General features: G+C 72.8%; 22 protein-coding genes and 1 tRNA gene. 9 read left to right on the top strand and 14 right to left on the bottom strand.

The window, feature by feature from the left end:
- The first annotated feature begins 15 nt into the window (after positions 1-15).
- Positions 16-258 (top strand): hypothetical protein, encoded by a 243-nt coding sequence (locus tag JTN19_RS04830; protein WP_206930777.1) that lies wholly within the window; start codon positions 16-18, stop codon positions 256-258.
- Between the two features lie 2 nt (positions 259-260).
- Here the strand turns inward: JTN19_RS04830 and JTN19_RS04825 are convergent.
- A tRNA-Val gene (locus tag JTN19_RS04825) sits at positions 261-335 on the bottom strand.
- Between the two features lie 91 nt (positions 336-426).
- On the opposite strand from JTN19_RS04825, the gene JTN19_RS04820 reads away from it, so the two are divergent.
- Positions 427-1,185, top strand: coding sequence for a DUF3108 domain-containing protein (locus JTN19_RS04820; RefSeq protein ID WP_206930776.1), 759 nt, complete (start codon positions 427-429; stop codon positions 1,183-1,185).
- Between the two features lie 103 nt (positions 1,186-1,288).
- Here JTN19_RS04820 and gph read toward each other — a convergent pair whose 3' ends face one another.
- The 5 genes from gph to JTN19_RS04795 form a co-directional block, all read right to left on the bottom strand.
- Positions 1,289-1,918 (bottom strand): phosphoglycolate phosphatase, encoded by a 630-nt coding sequence (gph, locus tag JTN19_RS04815; RefSeq protein WP_206930775.1) that lies wholly within the window; start codon positions 1,916-1,918, stop codon positions 1,289-1,291.
- The gene (locus JTN19_RS04810; RefSeq protein WP_206930774.1) at positions 1,915-4,539 is read right to left on the bottom strand and encodes an MMPL family transporter; all 2,625 of its coding nucleotides are present in this window, start codon (positions 4,537-4,539) and stop codon (positions 1,915-1,917) included. Before JTN19_RS04810 ends, gph begins: the two co-directional genes overlap by 4 nt.
- A gap of 3 nt (positions 4,540-4,542) precedes the next feature.
- The gene (locus tag JTN19_RS04805) at positions 4,543-5,556 is read right to left on the bottom strand and encodes a hypothetical protein (RefSeq protein WP_206930773.1); all 1,014 of its coding nucleotides are present in this window, start codon (positions 5,554-5,556) and stop codon (positions 4,543-4,545) included.
- A gap of 3 nt (positions 5,557-5,559) precedes the next feature.
- On the bottom strand, positions 5,560-6,573 hold the full coding sequence (locus tag JTN19_RS04800) for a ferritin-like domain-containing protein (RefSeq protein WP_408901851.1): 1,014 nt from the start codon (positions 6,571-6,573) through the stop codon (positions 5,560-5,562).
- Positions 6,574-6,659: 86 nt separating this feature from the next.
- Entirely contained in the window at positions 6,660-7,304 is a 645-nt protein-coding gene (locus JTN19_RS04795) for a GntR family transcriptional regulator (protein WP_206930772.1), read from the bottom strand.
- A gap of 44 nt (positions 7,305-7,348) precedes the next feature.
- On the opposite strand from JTN19_RS04795, the gene JTN19_RS04790 reads away from it, so the two are divergent.
- Positions 7,349-7,828: a GlcG/HbpS family heme-binding protein gene (locus JTN19_RS04790; protein WP_206930771.1), complete on the top strand. Its 480-nt coding sequence runs from the start codon at positions 7,349-7,351 to the stop codon at positions 7,826-7,828.
- Here the strand turns inward: JTN19_RS04790 and JTN19_RS04785 are convergent.
- The 5 genes from JTN19_RS04785 to JTN19_RS04765 all read right to left on the bottom strand — a co-directional run bounded on the left by JTN19_RS04785 (position 7,818) and on the right by JTN19_RS04765 (position 10,594).
- On the bottom strand, positions 7,818-8,162 hold the full coding sequence (locus tag JTN19_RS04785; protein WP_206930770.1) for a 2Fe-2S iron-sulfur cluster-binding protein: 345 nt from the start codon (positions 8,160-8,162) through the stop codon (positions 7,818-7,820). The two genes, JTN19_RS04790 and JTN19_RS04785, sit on opposite strands and share 11 nt — an antisense overlap.
- On the bottom strand, positions 8,159-8,449 hold the full coding sequence (locus tag JTN19_RS04780; protein WP_206930769.1) for a ferredoxin: 291 nt from the start codon (positions 8,447-8,449) through the stop codon (positions 8,159-8,161). Before JTN19_RS04780 ends, JTN19_RS04785 begins: the two co-directional genes overlap by 4 nt.
- A gap of 5 nt (positions 8,450-8,454) precedes the next feature.
- Positions 8,455-8,784: a 2Fe-2S iron-sulfur cluster-binding protein gene (locus tag JTN19_RS20020; protein WP_206930768.1), complete on the bottom strand. Its 330-nt coding sequence runs from the start codon at positions 8,782-8,784 to the stop codon at positions 8,455-8,457.
- Positions 8,785-9,513 (bottom strand): TenA family transcriptional regulator, encoded by a 729-nt coding sequence (locus JTN19_RS04770; RefSeq protein ID WP_206930767.1) that lies wholly within the window; start codon positions 9,511-9,513, stop codon positions 8,785-8,787.
- A gap of 118 nt (positions 9,514-9,631) precedes the next feature.
- The gene (locus JTN19_RS04765; protein WP_206930766.1) at positions 9,632-10,594 is read right to left on the bottom strand and encodes a Bug family tripartite tricarboxylate transporter substrate binding protein; all 963 of its coding nucleotides are present in this window, start codon (positions 10,592-10,594) and stop codon (positions 9,632-9,634) included.
- 124 nt (positions 10,595-10,718) lie between these two features.
- Between JTN19_RS04765 and JTN19_RS04760 the strand changes: the two genes are divergently transcribed.
- Positions 10,719-11,654, top strand: coding sequence for an isoaspartyl peptidase/L-asparaginase family protein (locus tag JTN19_RS04760; protein ID WP_242530872.1), 936 nt, complete (start codon positions 10,719-10,721; stop codon positions 11,652-11,654).
- A 23-nt stretch (positions 11,655-11,677) separates the two neighbouring features.
- Here JTN19_RS04760 and JTN19_RS04755 read toward each other — a convergent pair whose 3' ends face one another.
- Positions 11,678-12,109, bottom strand: a complete 432-nt coding sequence (locus JTN19_RS04755) for a nucleoside deaminase (protein WP_206930848.1) — start codon at positions 12,107-12,109, stop codon at positions 11,678-11,680.
- Positions 12,110-12,189: 80 nt separating this feature from the next.
- Between JTN19_RS04755 and JTN19_RS04750 the strand changes: the two genes are divergently transcribed.
- The 5 genes from JTN19_RS04750 (at position 12,190) to JTN19_RS04730 (ending at position 15,949) form a co-directional block, all read left to right on the top strand.
- Positions 12,190-12,906 carry a gamma-glutamyl-gamma-aminobutyrate hydrolase family protein gene (locus JTN19_RS04750; protein WP_206930765.1) on the top strand — a complete coding sequence of 239 codons (717 nt, stop codon included), beginning with the start codon at positions 12,190-12,192 and terminating at the stop codon, positions 12,904-12,906.
- A gap of 91 nt (positions 12,907-12,997) precedes the next feature.
- On the top strand, positions 12,998-13,762 hold the full coding sequence (locus JTN19_RS04745) for a pseudouridine synthase (protein WP_206930847.1): 765 nt from the start codon (positions 12,998-13,000) through the stop codon (positions 13,760-13,762).
- A complete protein-coding gene (gene rsmD / locus JTN19_RS04740; RefSeq protein WP_206930764.1) occupies positions 13,762-14,310 on the top strand; it encodes a 16S rRNA (guanine(966)-N(2))-methyltransferase RsmD in 549 nt (182 codons plus the stop codon). Before JTN19_RS04745 ends, rsmD begins: the two co-directional genes overlap by 1 nt.
- Positions 14,307-15,383, top strand: a complete 1,077-nt coding sequence (locus tag JTN19_RS04735; protein ID WP_206930763.1) for a glycosyltransferase family 4 protein — start codon at positions 14,307-14,309, stop codon at positions 15,381-15,383. Before rsmD ends, JTN19_RS04735 begins: the two co-directional genes overlap by 4 nt.
- Entirely contained in the window at positions 15,371-15,949 is a 579-nt protein-coding gene (locus JTN19_RS04730; protein ID WP_206930762.1) for a hypothetical protein, read from the top strand. Before JTN19_RS04735 ends, JTN19_RS04730 begins: the two co-directional genes overlap by 13 nt.
- Here JTN19_RS04730 and JTN19_RS20325 read toward each other — a convergent pair whose 3' ends face one another.
- Together JTN19_RS20325 and JTN19_RS04720 are read right to left on the bottom strand one after the other, a co-directional pair.
- Positions 15,950-18,565 carry a response regulator gene (locus tag JTN19_RS20325; RefSeq protein WP_206930761.1) on the bottom strand — a complete coding sequence of 872 codons (2,616 nt, stop codon included), beginning with the start codon at positions 18,563-18,565 and terminating at the stop codon, positions 15,950-15,952.
- Between the two features lie 93 nt (positions 18,566-18,658).
- A partial coding sequence (locus JTN19_RS04720; RefSeq protein WP_206930760.1) for an aminotransferase class III-fold pyridoxal phosphate-dependent enzyme occupies positions 18,659-19,727 on the bottom strand: 1,069 nt, incomplete at its 5' end.

Genomic DNA, 19,727 nt, shown 5'->3' with positions numbered 1-19,727 from the left:
ATCATGGAGACACCGATGCCCGCTCTCGACCCCGAAATCCGCCTGGCCGCGCTGGAGGCGGTGGTGGCGCGGCTGCTGCTGGCCCAGGCCCGCCAGCACCCCGACCCCGCGGGCATGCTGGACCAGTTCGCCGGCGAGATGCGCCGCCATGCGGACATGCAGGATGATTCCGGGCTGGACGGCCTGGCGCTGGGCGCCGCGCTGCTGCAGCTGGTGACTCTGGCGAAGGAGCGGCTGATCGCTGAAGGGGGGAGGTAGGATGGTGGGCGCGACAGGGATTGAACCTGTGACCCCTGCCGTGTGAAGGCAGTGCTCTCCCGCTGAGCTACGCGCCCATCCTGCGACGACGATTTGCGGCGAAGGCGGACATCTGTCAAGCGCGTCGGACCGGTTGCATGCGCGCCGGCAAGGCGCATATGCCGCAGCATGGCCCTGCGCGTGTTCCCCCTGCTGCTGCTCCTCGCCACACCGGCCGCGGCCGAGCCCTGGCGCGCCACCTATTTCATCAACGCCGCCGGCCTCCCCATCGCGCAGGTGGAGCTGCGCTTCGCCCTGGACGGCCCCGGCTACAGCGTGGAGACGCGCGCGCGTTCGCTCGGCGTCGCGCGGCTCTTCCTGCGGGGTGAGCAGGTTTCGCGCTCCGAAGGCCGCTGGGCGGAGGGGCTGCCCCAACCCCGCGTGTATGTCAGCGAGGGCAATTGGCGCGGCGTCATGCGCCGCACCCGCCTGGAGTACGGGCCGGACGGCGCGCCCCGCGTGGCGGTGCTGACACCCGCCCAGGACATGCCGCGCAGCCCCGTGCCGGCCTCGGCCATTCCGGGCACCATGGACGGGCTTTCCGCCCTGGCGGGGCTGGCGCGCCATGTGCGCGAAACCTCGACCTGTGAGACGGGGGCGCGCGGCTTCGACGGGCGGCGCCTCACGCAATTCGCCGTGGCGCGTGACCCCGCACCGGCGGAAGGCCCCCGCCTGCGCTGCGTGATCGAGGCGCGGACGCTGGCCGGCTATGCCCTGGACCGTGACGCGGCCGAGGCGCGCGAACCCCTTCGCATCCTGGCCGAATTCGGCCCCCGCGCCCCCGGCCACCCCGCCGTGCCGGAGCGCGTGGAACTCGGCAGCCGCTGGTGGGGGACCATCGAGGCGACGCTGATGGAACTGCGGCGTGAGGCGCCGGCCACCAACTGAACTTGGGGCATGCTGCGTTCACCTGTGTTCACGCAGCCTGCTCCAGCCTTTTTTGAGAGCGGGATTCACCGCTTTCGGTGCTTCCCCCTCCATGCATCCCGCCCTAGCTGCCCAGCAGGAAGGGCAGGTCCTGCGGGCGTTTCACCACCAGGTCCGCGCCCTCGCCGCTGCCATAGCCCCAGGCGGCGAAGACCGTCCGCACGCCGGCGCCCTTGGCGGCACGGATGTCGTTCTGGTGGTCACCGATCATGACGGATTGCGCGGGGGACATGTGCATGGCCTCCAGCACGCCGCGCACATGGCCGGGGTCGGGCTTGCGGACGGGCAGCGTATCGCCGCCCACCACCAGTTCGAAGAAGCGCAGCATGCCCAGCGCCCGCAGCAGGGCCTGGGCGGCCGCCACGGGCTTGTTGGTGCAGACGGCGGCGCGCCAGCCGGCCATGCCCATGGTGGCCAGCGCGGCCTCGATCCCCTCATAGGGCTGGGTGAGGTTGGCGCTGTTGGCCTCCAGGTCGGCCAGGAAGGGCGGGATCACGTCGTCGGTCAGGGTGGCGCCGCGGGCGGTGAAGGCTTTCACCAGCAGGGCGTGGGCGCCGTCGCCCACCATGGCGGCCACCTCGGGCACGGTGAAGGGCGCCAGCTTCTGCCGGGCCAGGGCGCGGTTCAGCACGGCGGCGATGTCCGGCGCGCTGTCCACCAGGGTTCCGTCGAGGTCGAAGATGGCAAGCTTCATGGGCGTTCCGTGGGCGTGGCGAAGAGTTTCAGCAGCGGCGGCAGCACCAGCATCACGCAGGCCAGCGAATAGACAAGGCTGATGGACAGCACGACCCCCATGCTGGCCGTGCCCGGGTGCGGCGAGACCATCAGCGCCCCGAAGGCCGCCGCATTGGTCACGGCGGAATAGACCACGGCGCGGTTGAGCGGGCTGGCCAGCAGATCGCGCCGCCCCTGCTGCCAGGCGGCGACGAAGTAGATGTCATAGGCCACCCCCATCCCGAACAGCAGCGGCAGGGCGATGATGTTGGCGAGGTTGAGGTCCGGCCCCAGCAGGGCGCAATGCGCCATGGTCAGCAGCCCCGCCAGCGCCAGCGGCGCCACCGCCAGCACGGACAGCTTCAGCGAGCGCAGCGCCACCCAGAGCAGCAGCACCACCACCGTCATGGCGATGACGCCGGAGAGGATGAAGGCCCCCTGGATGGTGGCGGAAGATTCGACGGCCGAGATGGCCAGCCCCGTCGCATCCGGCGCCACCGCCTGCACGGCGCGGGCGAAGCGGCGCAGCTGGGTGGTCTCGTCGCCCTCGCCAGGGGAAGGGGCGATCTCGATGCGCGCCTGTCCCGTGGCGGTGATCCAGTCGCGCCGCAGCGCCTCGGGCAGGGCCTCCAGCGTCACGGGGCCGGCGGAGAGCAGCAGGCGCACCCGGCGCAGCGTGTCGGTCAGGCCGGGCAGGGTGGCCTCGGCCAGGGCCTCGCGGCCCGCGGGCAGCCCGTCGGCCAGGCGATTGTAGGCGATGGCGAGCGCCCGGGCATCGGCCGCGACCGGCCCCGCGCCGCGCAAGGCGGCCAGCGCCAGCGCGGCCTCGCGCAGGGCCGCGATGGTCTCGGCCTCGGTGGGCGGTTCGCGCGGGATGGGGGCCAGCGCCGGCCCCAGCAGCATGGCCGCGTCCTCGATGAGGAAGAGCTTGGCCTCCTGCCCCTCCGGGATGAAGTCGGCCAGGGTGGTGGCGCGGGCCACCTCCGGCAGGGCCTCCAGCCGCGCGGCCAGGGCCTGGGCGGCCTCGAGGTTCGGCGCGAGGATTTCCAGCGTGTTGGGGTCGGTGTCCGGGTCCTGCGCCAGATCGCGCCAGGTGGCCACCGATTCCGCCTGGGGGTCGCGCAGGTTGATGGGGTTGGTGTCGAAGCGCAGCCAGTAGGAGGCACCCGCGCAGAACAGCGCCACCAGCAGCGCCAGCGTGCCGGCCAGCCGCGCATGGCGGGAGAGCCATTGGTCCACCGGGCGCAGGGCGGGGTAGCCCACCTCCCGCATCTCGCGCCCCGGGCGGGCCAGCAGCATCAGCGCGGGCAGCATGGTCATGGCCAGCAGCCAGCCGATGAACATGCCGGCCCCGGCGATCAGACCCAGTTCCGCGACGCCGCGATAGTCGGTCGGCATGAAGGCGAAGAAGCTGAGGCCGATGGCGAGCGTGGCCAGCGTCATGCCCGGCCCGGCCACCCGCGCGGCCTCGATCAGCGCCGGCCGCACCAGGCCCAGCCGGGCGCTCTCGGCGCGGAACTGCACGGCGTATTGCGTGCCGAAATCATTACCCAGCCCGATGAACATCACCGCGAAGGCGATGGAGAGCGGGTTGAAGCTGCCCACCGCCAATATGCCGAAGGCGGCCGTCCAGAAGATGCCCACGATGGTCAGCGCCAGCAGCGGCCAGATCAGCCGCCAGGAGCGCAAGGCCATCCAGAGCAGGATACCCACGAGCACGAAGGAGAGCACGCCCGTCAGCACCGCGCCGTCGGCCACGGTGGCGAATTCCTCGTCGCCCATGGGGACGGGGCCGGTCAGGCGCAGGCGCACGCCCTGTTCCGCGAGGCCCAGCGCGCGGGCCTCGGCGCGGATCACCTCCGACGCCGCGGCGCCGGCGGAAAGCTGCGCGTAGTCCAGCGTGGGCTGGATCATGATGAAGCGCCGCAACTCGGCGGGGCGCGCGGCCTGGCCCGTCATCAGCGCGCGCCAGTCGGGGGGCGCGATGGCCTCGCGCGTGGCGGCCTCGGCGGCGGCGGCCAGCGCGTGGAGGGGGCCGGCCACGCGGTCGGGCTCCGCCTCGCCGCGTGCCAGCCCCTCGGCCATGAGGCGGCTGATCTCGGCCAGGCCCCGCAGCGAGGGGTCGGCCGCGATGGTGCCCAGCAGCGCCTGGCCCTCGATCAGGCGTTCGGCGACGGCCGCGACCTCGGCCTCCGTCAGGAAGAGGAGGCCGTGGCGGTCCCAGAACTCCCCCGCATCGGGGCGTTGGACGGAGCGGAAGAGCTGGGGCTGGGCGCGCAGCCTTTCGGCCAGCGCCTCCGCCGCGCGGTCGAGGCGCCCGGCATCGGGCCCGTCGAGCACGGCCACGACGAGGTCGGTGCGCTGGGGAAAGGCCTCGGCCAGGGTGCGCTCGGACACCCGCCAGCCGAGGTCATCGGGGAACAGCTTGGAAACGTCGGAATCGAGGGTGAAGCGCGTGACCGTCAGCCAGGCGGCAAAGACCGTGACCACCGCGCAGAGCAGCAGGGTGGCGATGGGCCAGCGCACCGAGCGCCCCACCAGCGCGACCACCAGCCGCCCCAGCAGCGCCCCCGGGGGGGAAGGCTGCGGGGGGGCATTCATGGCCTAAACCGCATGCACCAGCAGCGCCGCCACCAGGGCCGCCAGCGCCACGCCAGGCCAGAATGCCTGGCTGGTGCTGCCCTCACAGGTCTCGGGCTGGCGCCGGGCGAGCCAGCGCAGGCAGCCCGCCATGACGGCCAGCAGGCCGACCAGCGCCGCACCCGCGCCCAGCGCCACGGTGCCGGCCGCCACCAGCAGCAGGGCGAGGATCCCGCCCGGCAGCGAGGTGAACCACACGCTCAGCGCCAGCGCCGCCGCCACCAGGAAGACCGGCAGCACGGCCCAGAGCCCCGGCACCGGCACCCCCATGAACAGCGCGGCGATGGGGCCGCAAAGGGCGGTGGCGATGAGGATGGCGGCCTCGGTCAGGGCCAGCAGCCGGTCGGGCGGCACCTCGCCGCGCAGTAGCCAGGCCTGCCACAGCGTCAGCTTCACCAGCCCCAGGATCAACACCGCCGTGGCGAGGATCATCCCCCCCTGGGCGGTGAAGCCTGCCCCCGCCTGCCCCCAGAGCAGCAGCACGCCCGGCAGGGCCAGCGCCATGCCGCCCAGCGCCAGCGTGCGGTGGTTGCGCGCGCTGCGCATGGCGCCGGTGCCGCGCAGGGCGAACCAGAGCAGCGGCAGGCTGCCCATCCAGATGGCCGCGCCCGATTCGCGCAGGAAGGTGGCCAGCACGGGCAGGGCGCCGGCATGGGCGCCGCCCTGCAGGATGCCGCCCAGAAGCAGCACGGTGGCGGCCCCCACGATGGGCGCCGGCGGGCCGTCCTTCCAGGCCAGCGCGGCCGTCGCCGCGCCGCCGCCGAGGGCCATCAGCGCGCCGATCCAGCCGCCCCAACCCGCGGTGGAGGGCAGGACCAGCAACGCCACCAGCACCGCCAGCACGGCGGCCACGGTGGTGACATAGCGCGCCAGCGGCCGCACCGCGGGCGGGGCCGCGACCAGCAGGAAGGCGGCGCTGCCGAGTGCCGCGCTGCGCGCGAGCATGGCCAGCGCGTAGAGGAACCAACCCTCCGTCATCGCTCAGCCCGCCGCCGGCGTGGCGGGGGGCGCCATGCGGTTGGGCGCGCGCAGGAAGAAGCGCGCGAAGCGGGCCAGGGCTGGCATGGTGGTCGGGCGCAGCAGGCGGGCATCGTAGCCCGCGAAGCGGCGGTCATTCTCCGCAAGGCAGAGGTCAATGATGTCGGCCAGGGTATAGTCCTCGGCGGAGACCGACTTGGCGCCGGTCACGGTGAAGTTGTTGTCCTGCTTCTGCTCCTTCCCGGAGCCATCCACGGTCTTGGCCAGCCCGATCCGCTCCCAGCCCAGGAAGGCCCAGACGGCCCAGACCCGCAGCTCGAACCAGGGGCGGCGCCAGAGCGGCATGTTGGCCCGGTGCCAGGCCAGCCAATTGGCGAAGAGCAGGATGTGGCGGCACTCCTCCTGGATCACCGGCTCGAAGGTGTCCGTCAGCTCGGTGGGGAAGAAGCCGGAACGCCGCGCCATCTCGAACAGGCCGAAGGCGAAGAAACTGTCCACGCATTCGCTGAAGCCGGTGACGAGATAGGCCCATTCCGCGTCGCGCGGGTGCACGTATTCCGGCTCCGGCGCCAGCTTGATGTCATAGGCGGCCACCAGGCGCGACAGCACCTCCTTGTGGCGGTTCTCTTCCCAGCCATTGCGCGCGATGGTCTCGCGCATCTCGGGGTCCTGGATGGTGGCGGCATAGGCGGCCATGCGCAGCCGGGCCTTGCCCTCGGTCTGCACCGCGATGTCCCAGATGGGGAGCGAGGTGATGCGGTTCAGCGCCTCCGCATCGAGCTTGGGCCAGGGAATGACGCTCGGCTTGTAGGGGTTGAAGGTCTCCTCGAACATCCGGCAGACGGCGCGCTTGTGCTCGGGCGAGCCGGGGCGGAGCCGGCCAGGCTCGGGGCTGTGCCAGTGGCGGGCGCGGGCATCGGCGGCGGCGACCGTCGCCGCGTCGGGCAGGCGCCCGGCCAGGTTGTCGTCGAGGCTGCCGGAGAGGCGGGCGTCGATGTCCGAGACAGAGTGGCTCAAGGCGGCGTGGCTCCGAGGGGCGCGCGAGGGGTGGGCCGTCCTTACCTGATTACCCGTGGGCCGCGCGCAAGTCCACGCGCGGCAGGTCAGTCCCCCGCCAGCAGCGGGGCGCCGGCGCTGCGGACATGGGCCTCGGCGCGGCTGGCGGCCAACGCCTCGTCACCGGCCAGGATGGCTTCCAATATCCCACGGTGTTCTTCCCAGGTGCGGCGCTGGGCGGCCTCGCCCTCGGCGTGAAAGACGCGGGCGCTGCGCTTGCGGATGCTTTCGGTCAGCGCGCGGACCGTGGCATTGCCGCCGGCCTCGGCCAGGGTGTCGTGGAACGCGGCGTTGAGTGCGGCCAGGTCGCCCTGGCCGCTCGCCCCCGCGCGCAGGATGGCCTCCGCGCGCTCCAGCACGGCGGGGCGGCGGTAGCGCGCGGCGAGGCGGGCCGTGTAGCCCTCAAGCAGGGCGCGGACCTCGACGAATTCCCGGGCTTCCTGCGGCGTCAGCGCCGCCACCACGGCGCCGCGCCGGGCGGAAAGCTCGATCAGCCCCTCGCTGGCCAGGCCCCGCACCGCCTCGCGGATGGGCGAGCGGGAGACGCCATAGCGCCGGGCCAGTTCCTCCTCGATCAGCCGCTCGCCGGGCTTGAGGTGGCCCGCCAGGATGTCGCCCTCCAGCCGCGCGCGCACTTGCGCGCCGAGAGGGGGCTTCACGCCAGGCGGGGTGTTGGGGGCTTGCGCGTCCATGGCGCGGCCCTTCCTAATCCCTCCCGGGAAAAGCAGGAATAGCGATGAAGCGCATCTGGCAGATCGAACGCGCCGAGGCCCGGGCCATGGTGGCCGCGGCCCTCGACAAGGCCGCCGAACTGGGCGTTCCCCAGACCTGCTGCGTGACCGATGCCGGCGGCTTTCCCATCGCGCTGGAGCGCATGGACGGCGCGCGCGTCACGGGGCCGCAGATCGCCTGGAACAAGGCCTTCACCGCGGCCGGGCACAAGCGCAGCACGCATCTGTTCAATACCCCGCCCAACGGGCCCGCTTTGCCGGGCAATGAGGCCTTCGGCATCCAGCACAGCTTCGAGGGGCGCTTCGCCGTCTTCGTGGGCGGTTTCCCCGTGGTGGTGGAGGGCGAGGTGGTGGGCGGCGTCGGCCTCTCCGGCGGCAATGGCGAGCAGGACACCGCATGCGGCCTGGCCGCCCTCCAGGCCCTGGCGGAGCTGCTGGCGCCGCAGGGGCTTCAGGTGCTGGTGGCGGCGGACATCAAGAAGTAGCGGGCAGCAGCGTCCCGTCGGGCCGCGTGCGGCGCTCGGCCCAGGAGATGGTGACGTCGCCCTTCACGAAGGTCTGGCAGGCCATGCGGTAGCCCGCGGCGAAGTCGTCCTCGGTCAGGTGCTTGCGCTCCTTGGGCTTCACCGCGTCGGTGTGTTCGAGCCCCGCCTCGATGCGGCAGCGGCAGGTGCCGCAAATGCCGCCCCCGCATTTCCAGGGAATGCCGCCCTTTTCGCGGATGGAGGTCCGCAGCAGGCTTGACCCCGCGGGCGCGGTGGCTGTCACACCCGAGGTCGCAAAGGTGATCGTGATGCGCGGTTCCTCAGCCTCGCTCATGCCGGGCGCAGCTCGGCCGGCATGTTGCGATAGGCGGTGAGGGTGCGAAGTTCCGCCCGGGCCTCGTCCACGCTGTCGAAGGCTTCCAGGAACTTGGTGGGGACGGAGTTCACCGGCCCCGTCTCGTCAATGATCCGCACGCGGCTGGGCGATTGCAGCTCCGCGATCACGAAACCGGCGCGCTTGCGGCCGCAGAACAGGTAGTCCCAGGCCTCGACGGGCGTCAGGCCCGGGCCGGGCTCGGTGCGGAACTGCCCGGGCTTGGTGGTCAGGATCACATAGGCCATGCGCGTCACTCCGTGCCCGTCCGGGCGGGCGGCCCGGCGCTGTCTTGGTCTTGCGTGATGGTGAGCGGACCCTTGGGCCAGACCTGGCACATCAGCCGCCACCCCTGCGCGAGCCGCTCTCCCAGCCGCTCACGCTCTTTCCAGCTGGGCTCGCCCAGCGCCTCGCCGCCCGCCAGCACGCGGGCGGCGCAGGTGCCGCACTTGCCCATGCCGCATTTGTACTTCAGGTGCGGCCAGGGGAATTTCCGGATGCCGGCGCGGACGACGAGGTTCCCGTCCTCGGGAATCTCGCCCTCATGCGCCACCCCGGCCGCGACGAAGATGACCTGGGGCACTCAGGCCGCGCGCGCCATGCCGCCGCCCAGCGTCGGCTCCACATAGTCGCGGTAGAGCGCGTTGGTGTAGAGCAGCCGCATCTCCGCGCCGATCTCGCAGATGCGCAGGCATTTCTGCTGGAGTTCGACCGTGTTCGCGTGTTCCAGCACGATCTGGTAGCCGCGCTCGCCATGGATCTCGTCGCTGACGATGTGCAGGTCGAAGAACTCCACCTCATGGTCCGAGAAGCCATACTTCTCGCGCAGGGTGGGCGTCTGGCGGCGGTAGATGCTGGGCACCTGGGATTCCAGGCCCACCACCAGCCCGGCCACGGCCACGATCGGGTCCTCGCGCATCGCCACGCAGTAGCACCAGGCCTGGAGCGCGCGGGTGGTGGGGCTGCACAGATCGGGGTCCAGCACGCGCTCGCGCGTGGTGCCGCAGGATTCGGCGAAGCGGATCAGCAGGTCGGTGTGGCGGTCGCCGCCGATCTCCTCCTCGTACATGTTGGCGAGCAGGAAGTCCTTCGCCTCGCGGTACTGCTCGGGCATGCGGGCATAGACATAGCCCAGGTAGTCCGCGAAGGGGCCGACATATTTGTAGTGGTTCTCGGCCCAGCGGGCCATGTGCTCGCGGGTCAGCGACCCCTCGGCCCAGGCCTTGGAGAAGGGCGAGGCGGTGGCCGCCTTGCCCTTGATGGCGTTCTCGAGCGCCGTGCGGAACTCGTCGGGGTTCATCAGTTCGGGCATGGGAGCCTCCTGCTGCCGGAATTTGTATACAATCCGGCAGGGCACGCCCGAGTCAACGAAAAAGCCGCGCGCCCATGCCAGGCGCGCGGCTTCCCGAAGGCTCCGGCGGAGGCGCGGTTTATTGCGGCTCGATCCCCGCGGCGCGGATGGCGTTGGTCCATTTGGTGGTTTCGGCGCGGATGAAGGCCGCGGCCTCGGCCGGCGTCGAGGGCAGCAGCGCCATGCCGAAGCCGGTGCTGAGGCGCTCCTGCAAGGTGCTGTCCGACATCGCATGGCGCACCGCCACGTTCAGCCGCTGGATGACGGGGGCGGGGGTGGCCGCGGGCACCATCAGCGCGAACCAGGCGAAGAGCTCGTAGTCCGGCAGGCCCTGCTCGGCCACCGGCGCCACGTCCGGCAACTGGGCGGAACGGGTGCGCGTCGTGATGCCCAGCACCCGCAGCTGCCCGCCCTGCACGCCAGGCAGGATCACGGCCTGGTCGGCGACGAACAGGTTCACCCGCCCCGCGATCAAATCCTGCACCGCGTTGGGCGAGGAGCGGTAGGGCACGTTCAGCATCTTCACGCCGGCCATGGCGGCCAGCATCTCGGCCGCCACCTGCTGCGAGGAGGAGGCGGAGGCGAAGCTGATGCTCTCCGGCCGCTCGCGCGCGGCGGTGATCAGGTCCTGCAGCGTGCGGTAGGGCGAGTTGGCGGCGACCGCCACCAGCAGCGGGATGGAAGCGAGCGTCGAGACCGGCGCGAAGTCACGCTCCTGGTCATAGGGCACGCGGCGGAACAGGGCGTTGGCGGCGGCCTGGGTGGAGTTGGTGCCGAACAGCACCGTGTAGCCATCGGGGGCGGCGCGGGCCACGGCCTCGGCGCCGATCATGCCCGAGGCGCCGGCGCGGTTCTCCACCACCACGGGCTGGCCGAGGTTGTCGCGCATGCGCTCCGCGAAAAGGCGGCCCAGGATGTCGGTGGCGCTGCCGGCGGCGAAGGGGACGATGGCGCGGACGGGTTGGGCAGGCCAGGTCTGGCCGGACGCGGCGGAGGCGACGGCGGTGGCCGGGATTGCGGCCAGCAGGGCGCGGCGGTTCATGTGCGGTTTCCTTCCCTCGGGTGTTTTCGCGGATAGGCGGAACCGGGGCGCCCCGCAAGCGGCTTGGGCAAGCGGCTTGCGGCGCGGGCGTGCGCGGCGAATGCTGGCCGTGCAGGAGGATATGATGATGGACACGCAGGCGGCGGGCTGGACGCTCGCCATTCACGGGGGCGCGGGCACCATTCCGCGCGCCGCGCTGACCGGCGGCAAGGAGGCGGAGTATCGCGCCGGGCTGATGGCGGCGCTGGAGGCGGGTGCGGCCGTGCTGCGCGCCGGCGGCACGGCGGGGGATGCGGTGGTGGAGGCCGTCCGCGCCCTGGAGGATTGCCCGCTGTTCAACGCCGGGCGCGGCAGCACCTTCACCTCGGACGGCACCATCGAGATGGACGCGGCGCTGATGCTGGGCGAGGGCAAGGCCGGCGCCGTGACGGGCGTGACGCGCCCCCGCAACCCCATCCGCGCGGCGCGGGCGGTGCTGGAGACGGGGCGGCATGTGCTGCTGGCCGGTACGGCGGCCGATGCCTTCGCCGCGGCGGCCGGGCTGGAGGCGGCGCCCGCGGACTATTTCCGCACCGACCACCGCCTGGCGCAGCTCCAGGCCGCTCGCGCGCAGGACCAGGTGGCGCTGGACCACGACGTGCCCGCGCGGACAGGGACCGTGGGCGCCGTGGCGCGCGATGCCGCCGGGCGGCTGGCGGCCGCGACCTCCACGGGCGGCATGACCAACAAGCGGCCGGGGCGGGTGGGCGATTGCCCGGTCTTCGGCGCCGGCACCTGGGCGGATGGCACCGTCGCCATTTCCTGCACCGGCACGGGCGAGGCCTTCATCCGCGCCGCCGCCGCGCATGAGATCAGCGCCCGCATGCGCCATCTGGGCGAGACGCTGGAACAGGCCTGCGCGCGGGTGATCGGCACCGATGTGCCGGCGGCGGGCGGGCGGGGCGGGCTGATCGCGGTGGATGCGGCGGGGAACGCGGCGCTTCCCTTCAACACGGCGGGCATGTATCGCGGTGTGGCGCGGTCCGGGGCGGCGCCGGTGGTGGCCATCCACGAGGCGTAGCGCGGGCGGAGCGGCGGCGCGGGTCAGCGCCGGGCCGCGAAGAAGTCGCGCAACAGCGCCGCCGCCTCGGCCTCGCGCACGCCGCCCACCACCTCCGGCGCGTGGTGGCATTGGCGGTGGACGAAGACGCGGGCGCCATGCTCCACCCCGCCCGATTTCGGATCATAGGCGCCGAAGACCACGCGCCGCACCCGGAACAGGCTGGCCGCCTGGGCGCACATGGCGCAGGGCTCCAGCGTGACCCAGAGCGTCGCGTCCTCCAGGTGCTTGTCGGCGCGCAGGGCCGCGGCGGCGCGCATGGCCAGGATTTCGGCATGGGCGGAGGGGTCGTGCCGCGCCTCCACCTCATTGCCCGCGCGGGCCAGCACCGCGCCGCTGGCGTCGGTGATGACGGCGCCCACCGGCACCTCGCCCCGCAGGGCGGCGGCGCGGGCCTCTTCCAGCGCGATCTCCATGGGCGACATGGGGCGCTTGTGCCGCAGAAGTCGCGGCCGCGCCACTTGCGGCGGGCGCCGCCCCCGCGTCACAAGGGCGCATGGAGAAACGCCCCCTCATCGGCCTGACCCTGGACAGCGAGGCGGCCGGCGGCTGGTCGAAGCTGCCCTGGTATGCGCTGCGCCAGAACTATTTTTCCGCCGTCATCGCGGCCGGCGGGCTGCCGGTGGCCTTGCCCCATGCGCCCGAACTGGCGCTGGACTACCTGGCCGCGCTGGACGGGCTGCTGGTGACGGGCGGCGCCTTCGACGTGGACCCCGCACTTTGGGGCGGCGGCGAACCCCACCCCAAGGTGGTGCTGAAGCCCGGCCGGACCGATTTCGAACTGGCCGCGACCCGCGCCGCCCTGGCGCGCGACATGCCGGTGCTGGGCATCTGCGGCGGGCAGCAGCTTCTGGCGGTGGCGCTCGGCGCCACCCTGCACCAGCACATCCCGGACGAGGCGCCCTCCGACATCGCCCATGAACAACCCAACCCCCGCACCGAGCCGGGGCATGAGGTGGAGGTGGCACCCGGCACGCTGCTGGCGCGCATCACGGGCCGCGCGCGCATGGCGGTGAACTCCGCGCACCACCAGGCGGTGCGGAGCGTGGGCGAGGGGCTGGTGGTCAACGCCCGCGCGCCGGATGGGCTGATCGAGGGCATCGAGGCCCCCGCGCACCGCTTCGCGCTCGGCGTGCAGTGGCACCCCGAATATGCGGTGGACCCGGCCGACCCGTTGATCCTCAAGGCCTTCGTGGAGGCGTGCCGTGGTTGACGCAAAGAAGCCAGCTCCCCGCGGCCGCAAGCCAGAGCCCCGTCCGCCGGGCGAAGCGCCGTCCGATGGCCGGAGGACGAAGCCCGGAGGGCTGAATCGGCCGGAGGAGACATCCGCCAACCCGGCCGGCGAACGCATCGCCAAATGGCTGGCCCGCGCCGGCGTCGCCTCACGCCGCGACGCGGAAAAGATCATCGCCGAGGGCCGCGTGACGCTGGAGGGCAAGCCGGTCACCCAGCCCGCCACCTTCGTCCAGCCCGGCGACATCGTCACCGTGGACGGCAAGGCGGTGAACGAGCCGGAGCGCACGCGCCTCTTCCGCTACCACAAGCCCGCCGGGCTGATGACCACCCACAAGGACCCGGAAGGCCGCCCCACCGTCTTCGAGAAGCTGCCGGAGGATTTGCCGCGCCTTATCTCCATCGGCCGGCTCGACTACAACAGCGAGGGGCTGCTGCTGCTCACCAATGACGGCGCCTTGGCGCGGCGGCTGGAGCTGCCCTCCAATGGCTGGGTGCGGCGCTACCGCGTGCGCGTCTTCGGCCTGGTGAACGAGAAGGCGCTGGAGGCCCTGGCCCAGGGCGTGACCATCGAGGGCATCCGCTACGCGCCCATCGAGGCGGGGCTCGATTCCAAGAAGGGCGACAACGCCTGGCTGACCGTGGCCCTGCATGAGGGCAAGAACCGCGAGATCCGCCGCGTCATGGCCTATCTGGGCCTCGAGGTCTCGCGCCTCATCCGCGTGGCCTATGGCCCCTTCCAGCTCGGCACCATGGAGCGTGGCGCGGTGGAGGAGGTGAACCCGAAGGTGGTGCGCGAGCAGCTTGGGCTGGCGGCGCCGGTCCGCAAGCGCTGATGCGGATCATTGCCGGCGCCTGGAAGGGCAGGCGGCTGCTGGCCCCCGAAGGCCTCGGCACCCGTCCCACCGCCATCCGCGCGCGCCAGGCGCTGTTCGACATGCTCTGGCATGCCCCCTGGGCGGGGCGGGAACTCGTGGAGGGGGCCGTGGTGCTGGACGCCTTCGCCGGCACCGGGGCCTATGGGCTGGAGGCGCTGTCGCGCGGGGCGGCGGAGGCCACCTTCCTGGAGAAGGACCGCGCGGCCCTGTCCGCGCTGCGCGCCAACATCGCGGCCTGCGCGGGGGCGAAGGCGCGGGTGCTGGCGGTGGATGCGACGAAGCCGCCGCGCGCGGCCACGCCCTGCACGCTCGCCTTCCTCGACCCGCCCTATGGCGCCGGTCTGCTGAAGCCCGCCTTGGACGCGCTGGACGCGGCCGGCTGGTTCGCGCCCGGGGCCATCATCTGCACCGAGCTCGGCCCCAAGGACGAGGCGCCCGAAACCCGCTTCCCGGTGCTGGCCGAACGCGCCCATGGCAAGGCGCGGCTGCTGGTCCTGGGCGGATGATCGCGCTGCGCCGCCTGCTGGTCGTGGTGCCCTCGCCCGGCTTCGGCGGCGCGGAGGCGCAGACCCTGCAGGTGGCACGCGGCCTGGCGCGCATGGGGGTCGAGGTGCTGGTGGTGGCCGAACCCGCCACGCTGGCCGCCGCGGGCGCGGCCCTTTCCGGCTGCGCCACCCATCCCGCCGCGCTGCACATGGATCCTGACGCGCCGCTGGCCGTCGCCCTGGCGCGGCAAGGCGAGGCTTTGCGCCCCTTCCTGCGCGGAGCGGACGCCGCGCTGGTCTGCTGCCCCCTGCCCAATGCCGCGCTGGGCGCGCTGCGGGCGCTGTCGGAGGCCGCGCTTCCCACCCTGGCCGTGGCGCATCTGGTCCGCGTGGACTGGAACTCCACCCAGGCCGAGGCCGCGCTGGTGGCCGGGCTGCGCGTGGGCTGGGCCGCCGTCTCCGCACCCGCCGCGCGGCGGCTGGAGGCGCTGTTCGACCTGCCGCATGGCCAGGTGGCGGTGGTGCCCAACGGGCTGCCACCCGCGCCCGCCCCCGTGGCGGACCGTGCCCGCTTCAACCTGCCCTCGGGCGTTCCGCTGCTGGTGCAGGTGGGGCGCCTCGATGACCGCAAGGGCGCGCACCTAGCCCCCGCCCTCTCCTGGGCGGTGGCGCCCGGCCTGCTGGCCCTGGCGGGGGAGGGGCCCTTCGCCCCCGCCCTCGCCGCCGCCGGGGTGCGGCTGCTGGGCCAGGTGGCGGATGTGCCGGCGCTGCTTGCCTCGGCCGACGCCCTGGTGCTGCCCTCGCGGCATGAGGGCGCGCCGCTGGTGCTGCTGGAGGCGGCGCGGGCCGGCTGCCCCATCCTCGCCACCCGCGCCGCGCTGGAAGCCTGGCCGGCGCCCGAGGCGGTGGCGCGCATCATCCCGCGCGAGGCCGAGGCCATCGCCGCCGCCTTCCGTGCCCTGCTGGCCGACCGCGCGGGCACCGCCGCCCGCGTGGCCGCGGCGCGCGCGGTGGCGGAGGCCTGTGACGAGGCAAGCATGATCGCCCTCACCGCCCGCCTGATCGAGGCCGAGGCCGCCAGATGCGCCGCCTGATCCTGGACCGCCCGCCCGGCCCCGCCCGGTTCTGGCTGGGCGAGGCGCCCTTCCGCCTGGAGGCGCCGGAGGCTGGCACGCTGGCGCTGCATTTGCCGCGCCCGGCGCCCCTTTCGGTGCTGAGGGTGGGCGCCGCCCGCCTGCCGGGGGCGCTGCTGCGCGCGGGCTGGGTGGAATGCGCCGCCTCCGGCCTCGTGGCGCTGCGGGCGGAGGGCGCGCCCATCGCCCTCTCGCTGGACCAGCACGGCCGTCCCGCCCTGCGCGCCTGGGACGCGCCGCCGGAGCCTCACTGGCAGGCCGCGCGCATCCTGGGCCATGGCGCGGTGGTGGCGCTGGGGGCGGACGGCGCGCGGCCGGTGCTGCGCCTGGCGGCGGGCGAGGCCGCCTGGGTCACGCTGCCCCATCTGGAGGCGCTGACGGAACCGCGCCTGCGCGCCCTGCGCGGCCCCCTGCCGCGCGCCGCGCTGCGCTGGGGCCTGCCGCATGCGCCCGCCGCGCGGGGGCCAGGCCCCGCCACGCTCTGGCTGCGCGCGGGTCTGCCTTGCGAGGTGGTCTGGGAGGGTTGATCAGCCCACCGGAGCCAGGGCGCCATGCGGCGCGGCGGCGATGCGTTCGAGCAGCGCGGCCCGCTGCACGGGTTTGGGCAGGTAGTCATCCATGCCGGCCGCGCGGCATTGCCGTTCATAGACCAGCCCCACCGCCGCCGTCAGGCCGATGATGGGGGCCCGCTTGTTCGGCCCGTCGCCGGCGCGGATGCGGCGGGTCGCCTCCAGCCCGTCCACCACCGGCATCTGCAGGTCCATGAGGACGAGGTCGAAGGCATGGGCCTCGGCGATGGTGACGCCCTCGTCGCCATCGCCCGCCACCACCACCTCGCAGTTCATTTTGCCGAGCAGCGCGCGCATGACCATCTGGTTGGTCGGGTTGTCCTCGACCAGCAGCACATGGCGGCGCGGCATCTCGGCGGCGGGTTCGGGCGCGGGGGCGGGGGCCGGCGCGGCCGTGCCGGGTGCGCGCGTGGCGTGCAGCAGGGCGTCGCGCAGCCGGGCGGGCAGGGTGGGCTTCAGCAGCATGGCGTCCACCAGCCCCTCATGCGGCTGTTCGCGCGCGAGGTCCGCGCCGGAACTGCACAGCAGGATGGCCATGCGCGGGATGCCCTGCGTGGCGCGGACGCGGCGCGCGAGGTCGAGGCCGTTGGTCTCGCCCAGCTGCCCGTCCAGCACCATGGCCTGTACGGACTGGTTGGCCTCGGCCGCCGCGAGGATGGTCTGCATGGCGCTCGTCGCGTCGGGCACGGCGATGGCCAGCGCGCCCATGGCCGTCAGCTGCCGCACCAGGATCTCGCGGTTGATCTCGAGGTCATCCACCACCAGCACGCGCAGCCCGACGAGGCCATCGGTGCGCGGTGGCTCGGTCGGCGTGGCGGAGACGCCGGTGCGGAGCGTGAAGGTGAAGCGGCTGCCGCCACCGCGCGGCAGGGTCGCATCGCGCGGGGCGGCCTCGATGTTGCCGCCCATCTCCTCCGCCAGGCGCTTGCAGATGGCGAGCCCCAGCCCCGTGCCGCCATATTTGCGGTTGATCGAGGCATCGGCCTGGGTGAAGCGTTCGAACAGATGCGGGATCTGGTGGGCCTCGAGCCCGATGCCGGTGTCCAGCACGTGGCAGCGCAGCAGCCACTCGCGCTTGCCGCGCAGGCGTTCGGCGCTGATCTCCAACTCGATCCAGCCATGCTCGGTGAACTTCACCGCATTGCCGACCAGGTTGAACAGCACCTGGCGGAAGCGCCCGGGGTCGCCCACCACCTGGGCGGGCATGGAGGGGTCCAGTGCCACCACCAGCTCCACATCCTTGGTGGCGGCGCGGGGGGCGAAGAGTTCGACGATGGTGCCGATTTCGCGCTCCAGGTCGAAGGGCACGCGTTCCAGCTCCACCGCGCCGGCCTCGAGCTTGGACAGGTCCAGAATGTCGTTCAGCACCATCAGCAGGTGCTCGGCCGAGTTCTGGATGGTCTCGCCATAGCGGCGCTGCAGGGGGTCCAGGCGCGTGTCCAGCAGCAGGCCGGTCATGCCGATCACGCCATTCATGGGCGTGCGGATCTCGTGGCTCATGCTGGCCAGGAAATCCTCCTTGGCGCGGGAGGCGGCGCGGGCCTGGCGTTCGCTTTCCTTGAGGCGGCGGCCCTGGGCCTCCAGCGCCTGCGCCTGGCGGATGACCAGCGCCAGCGCGCCGAGGATGGCCAGCCCCGCCACGCCGATACCCACCAGCAGCAGCAGGCTCAACGCCCGTGTGCCGTCGAAGGCGTCGTCCTGGCGGCGCACCACCTCCACCACGAACAGACCCTGCCGCGTTACGGCGAAGCTGCCGATGATGTCGAGGCCATCCTGGTCGGGGCCGGTGAAGGTGCCGCTTTCGCGCCGGGGGAGGAAGTTGCGGAAGGGCCAGGCGCCCGGATGGATGGTCCCGATGCCCTCGCGCGCCCCGTCCGAGCGCACCAGCAGCGCGCCGTTGAAGGCGTGCAGCCGCACCGTCACGCCGAAGGCGCTGGCGTATTGCTGCGAGATGGAGATCAGGTAGTCGGGGTTCAGCAGCGCCACGACCGCGCCGTCGAACTCGCCCGTGGGGGTGCGGATGGCGCGGGCGAGGGGAATGGACCACAGCCCGCTCTCCGCGATGGCGCGCGGGTTGGTGCCGGAGAGGAAGCGCCCGGCCTCGGGCGGGCCCAGGCGCAGTTGCTGCCCGCCGAAGCGCAGCAGGCGGAACCAGTCGCGGTTTGCGAGGTCCACGCCCACCAGCGGGTCCGCCGTGGCATGGAGGACCACGCCGCCCGTGTCCGTGACACCCAGCGCGCGAAGCTGGGTGAGGTCTCCCAGCAGGCTGGAGCGTTCGCCGGCCAGCGCCGCCGCCACGCGTTCCCGCGGGCGCTCGGCCACGTCCAGCAGCATGAGGTCCACGGTCTGGATGGCGCGGGTGAGCTGGTCCGACAGGGCGACGGCGACGGCCTCGGTCAGGCGCTCCGCCTCGCGCTGCGCCTCGGTGTGGCCGCGGTAGGTGACGATGCCCCAGACGCCCAGCAGGCACAGGATCACGATGGCCGCCACGGTCGGGTAGAGGCGTGTGGAGCGGCGCGGGGCAGGAGCCCCGGCCTTCCGCCGCGTCTCAAGAAGTGGCTTCGTGGGGGCCATGGCGCCTATATTAGCGGCCATCGTCCCGCTTTGCGAGGCATACCTGAACGCGCGGGGCTGCTCTGCGCCAGAGGCTTGTAACCTCTGGTGGAATCACTCCGCGGCGGCCCTGGCTTCTGGTCCCAGCTCGGCCCAGGCGGCGTCCAGGCCCTCGCCGAAGCGGCGGCACATGTCCTGGATCTCGGCCTTGGTGATGATGAGCGGGGGCGTGAAGGCGATGCGGTCGCCGATGGCGCGGACGATCAGTCCGGCCTCATGGCACTTGTTCTGCACCAGCACGCCGACCTTGCGCGAGGGGGCGAAGGGCGCGCGCGTGGCCTTGTCGGCCATGAGCTCCACGCCGGCGATCAGCCCCACGCCACGGACATCGCCCACCAGCGGGTGGTCGCGGAAGGCGGCGAGCCCGTCGAGGAAGGCGGGCGAGACGGCGCGCACATGGCCGACCATGTCGCGCTCCTCATAGATGGCCAGCGTCTCCAGCCCCACCGCGCAGGCCACGGGGTGCCCGCCATAGGTGAAGCCATGGCCGAAGCTGCCATGCTTCTTGGAGCCCGCGACCAGCGCCTCCTGGATGGGCCGGCTGATGAGCGTGGCGGAAAGCGGCTGGTAGGCGGCCGTGAGCTGCTTCGCGCAGGTCAGGATGTCCGGCGTGATGCCATAGGTCTCGCAGCCCCAGAGGTTGCCGGTGCGGCCGAAGCCGCAGATCACCTCATCGGCCACGAAGAGGATGTCATGCTTCTTCAGGATGGGCTGGATGAGGTCGAAATACCCCTCGGGCGGGGTGATGGCGCCGCCACCGCCCTGCACCGGCTCGGCGAAGAAGGCGGCGATGGTGTCGGCGCCCTCGCGCTCGATCAGGGCTTCCAGTTCCGCCGCCATGCGGGCCGAGAACTCGCGCTCCGTCTCGCCCGCCTCATGGAAGCGGTAGTAGTGCGGGTTGGAGACGTGCAGGAACCTGTCCCCATACGGCAGGTCGAAATCCGCCTGCATGTGCGGCTGGCCGGACAGCGATGCGGTGGCAACGGTGTTGCCGTGATAGCCCCGGATGCGTCCGATCAGCTTCTTCTTCTGCGGCTTGCCGCGCAGGTTGTTGTAATACCAGATGACCTTGATGGCCGCGTCATTGGCCTCGCTGCCCGAGCATTGGAACATGACGTGGCTG

Origin of the sequence: Roseococcus thiosulfatophilus, assembly GCF_017311575.1 — a bacterium.
Lineage (GTDB): Bacteria > Pseudomonadota > Alphaproteobacteria > Acetobacterales > Acetobacteraceae > Roseococcus > Roseococcus thiosulfatophilus.
This window is presented reverse-complemented; position numbering and strand designations above follow the sequence as displayed.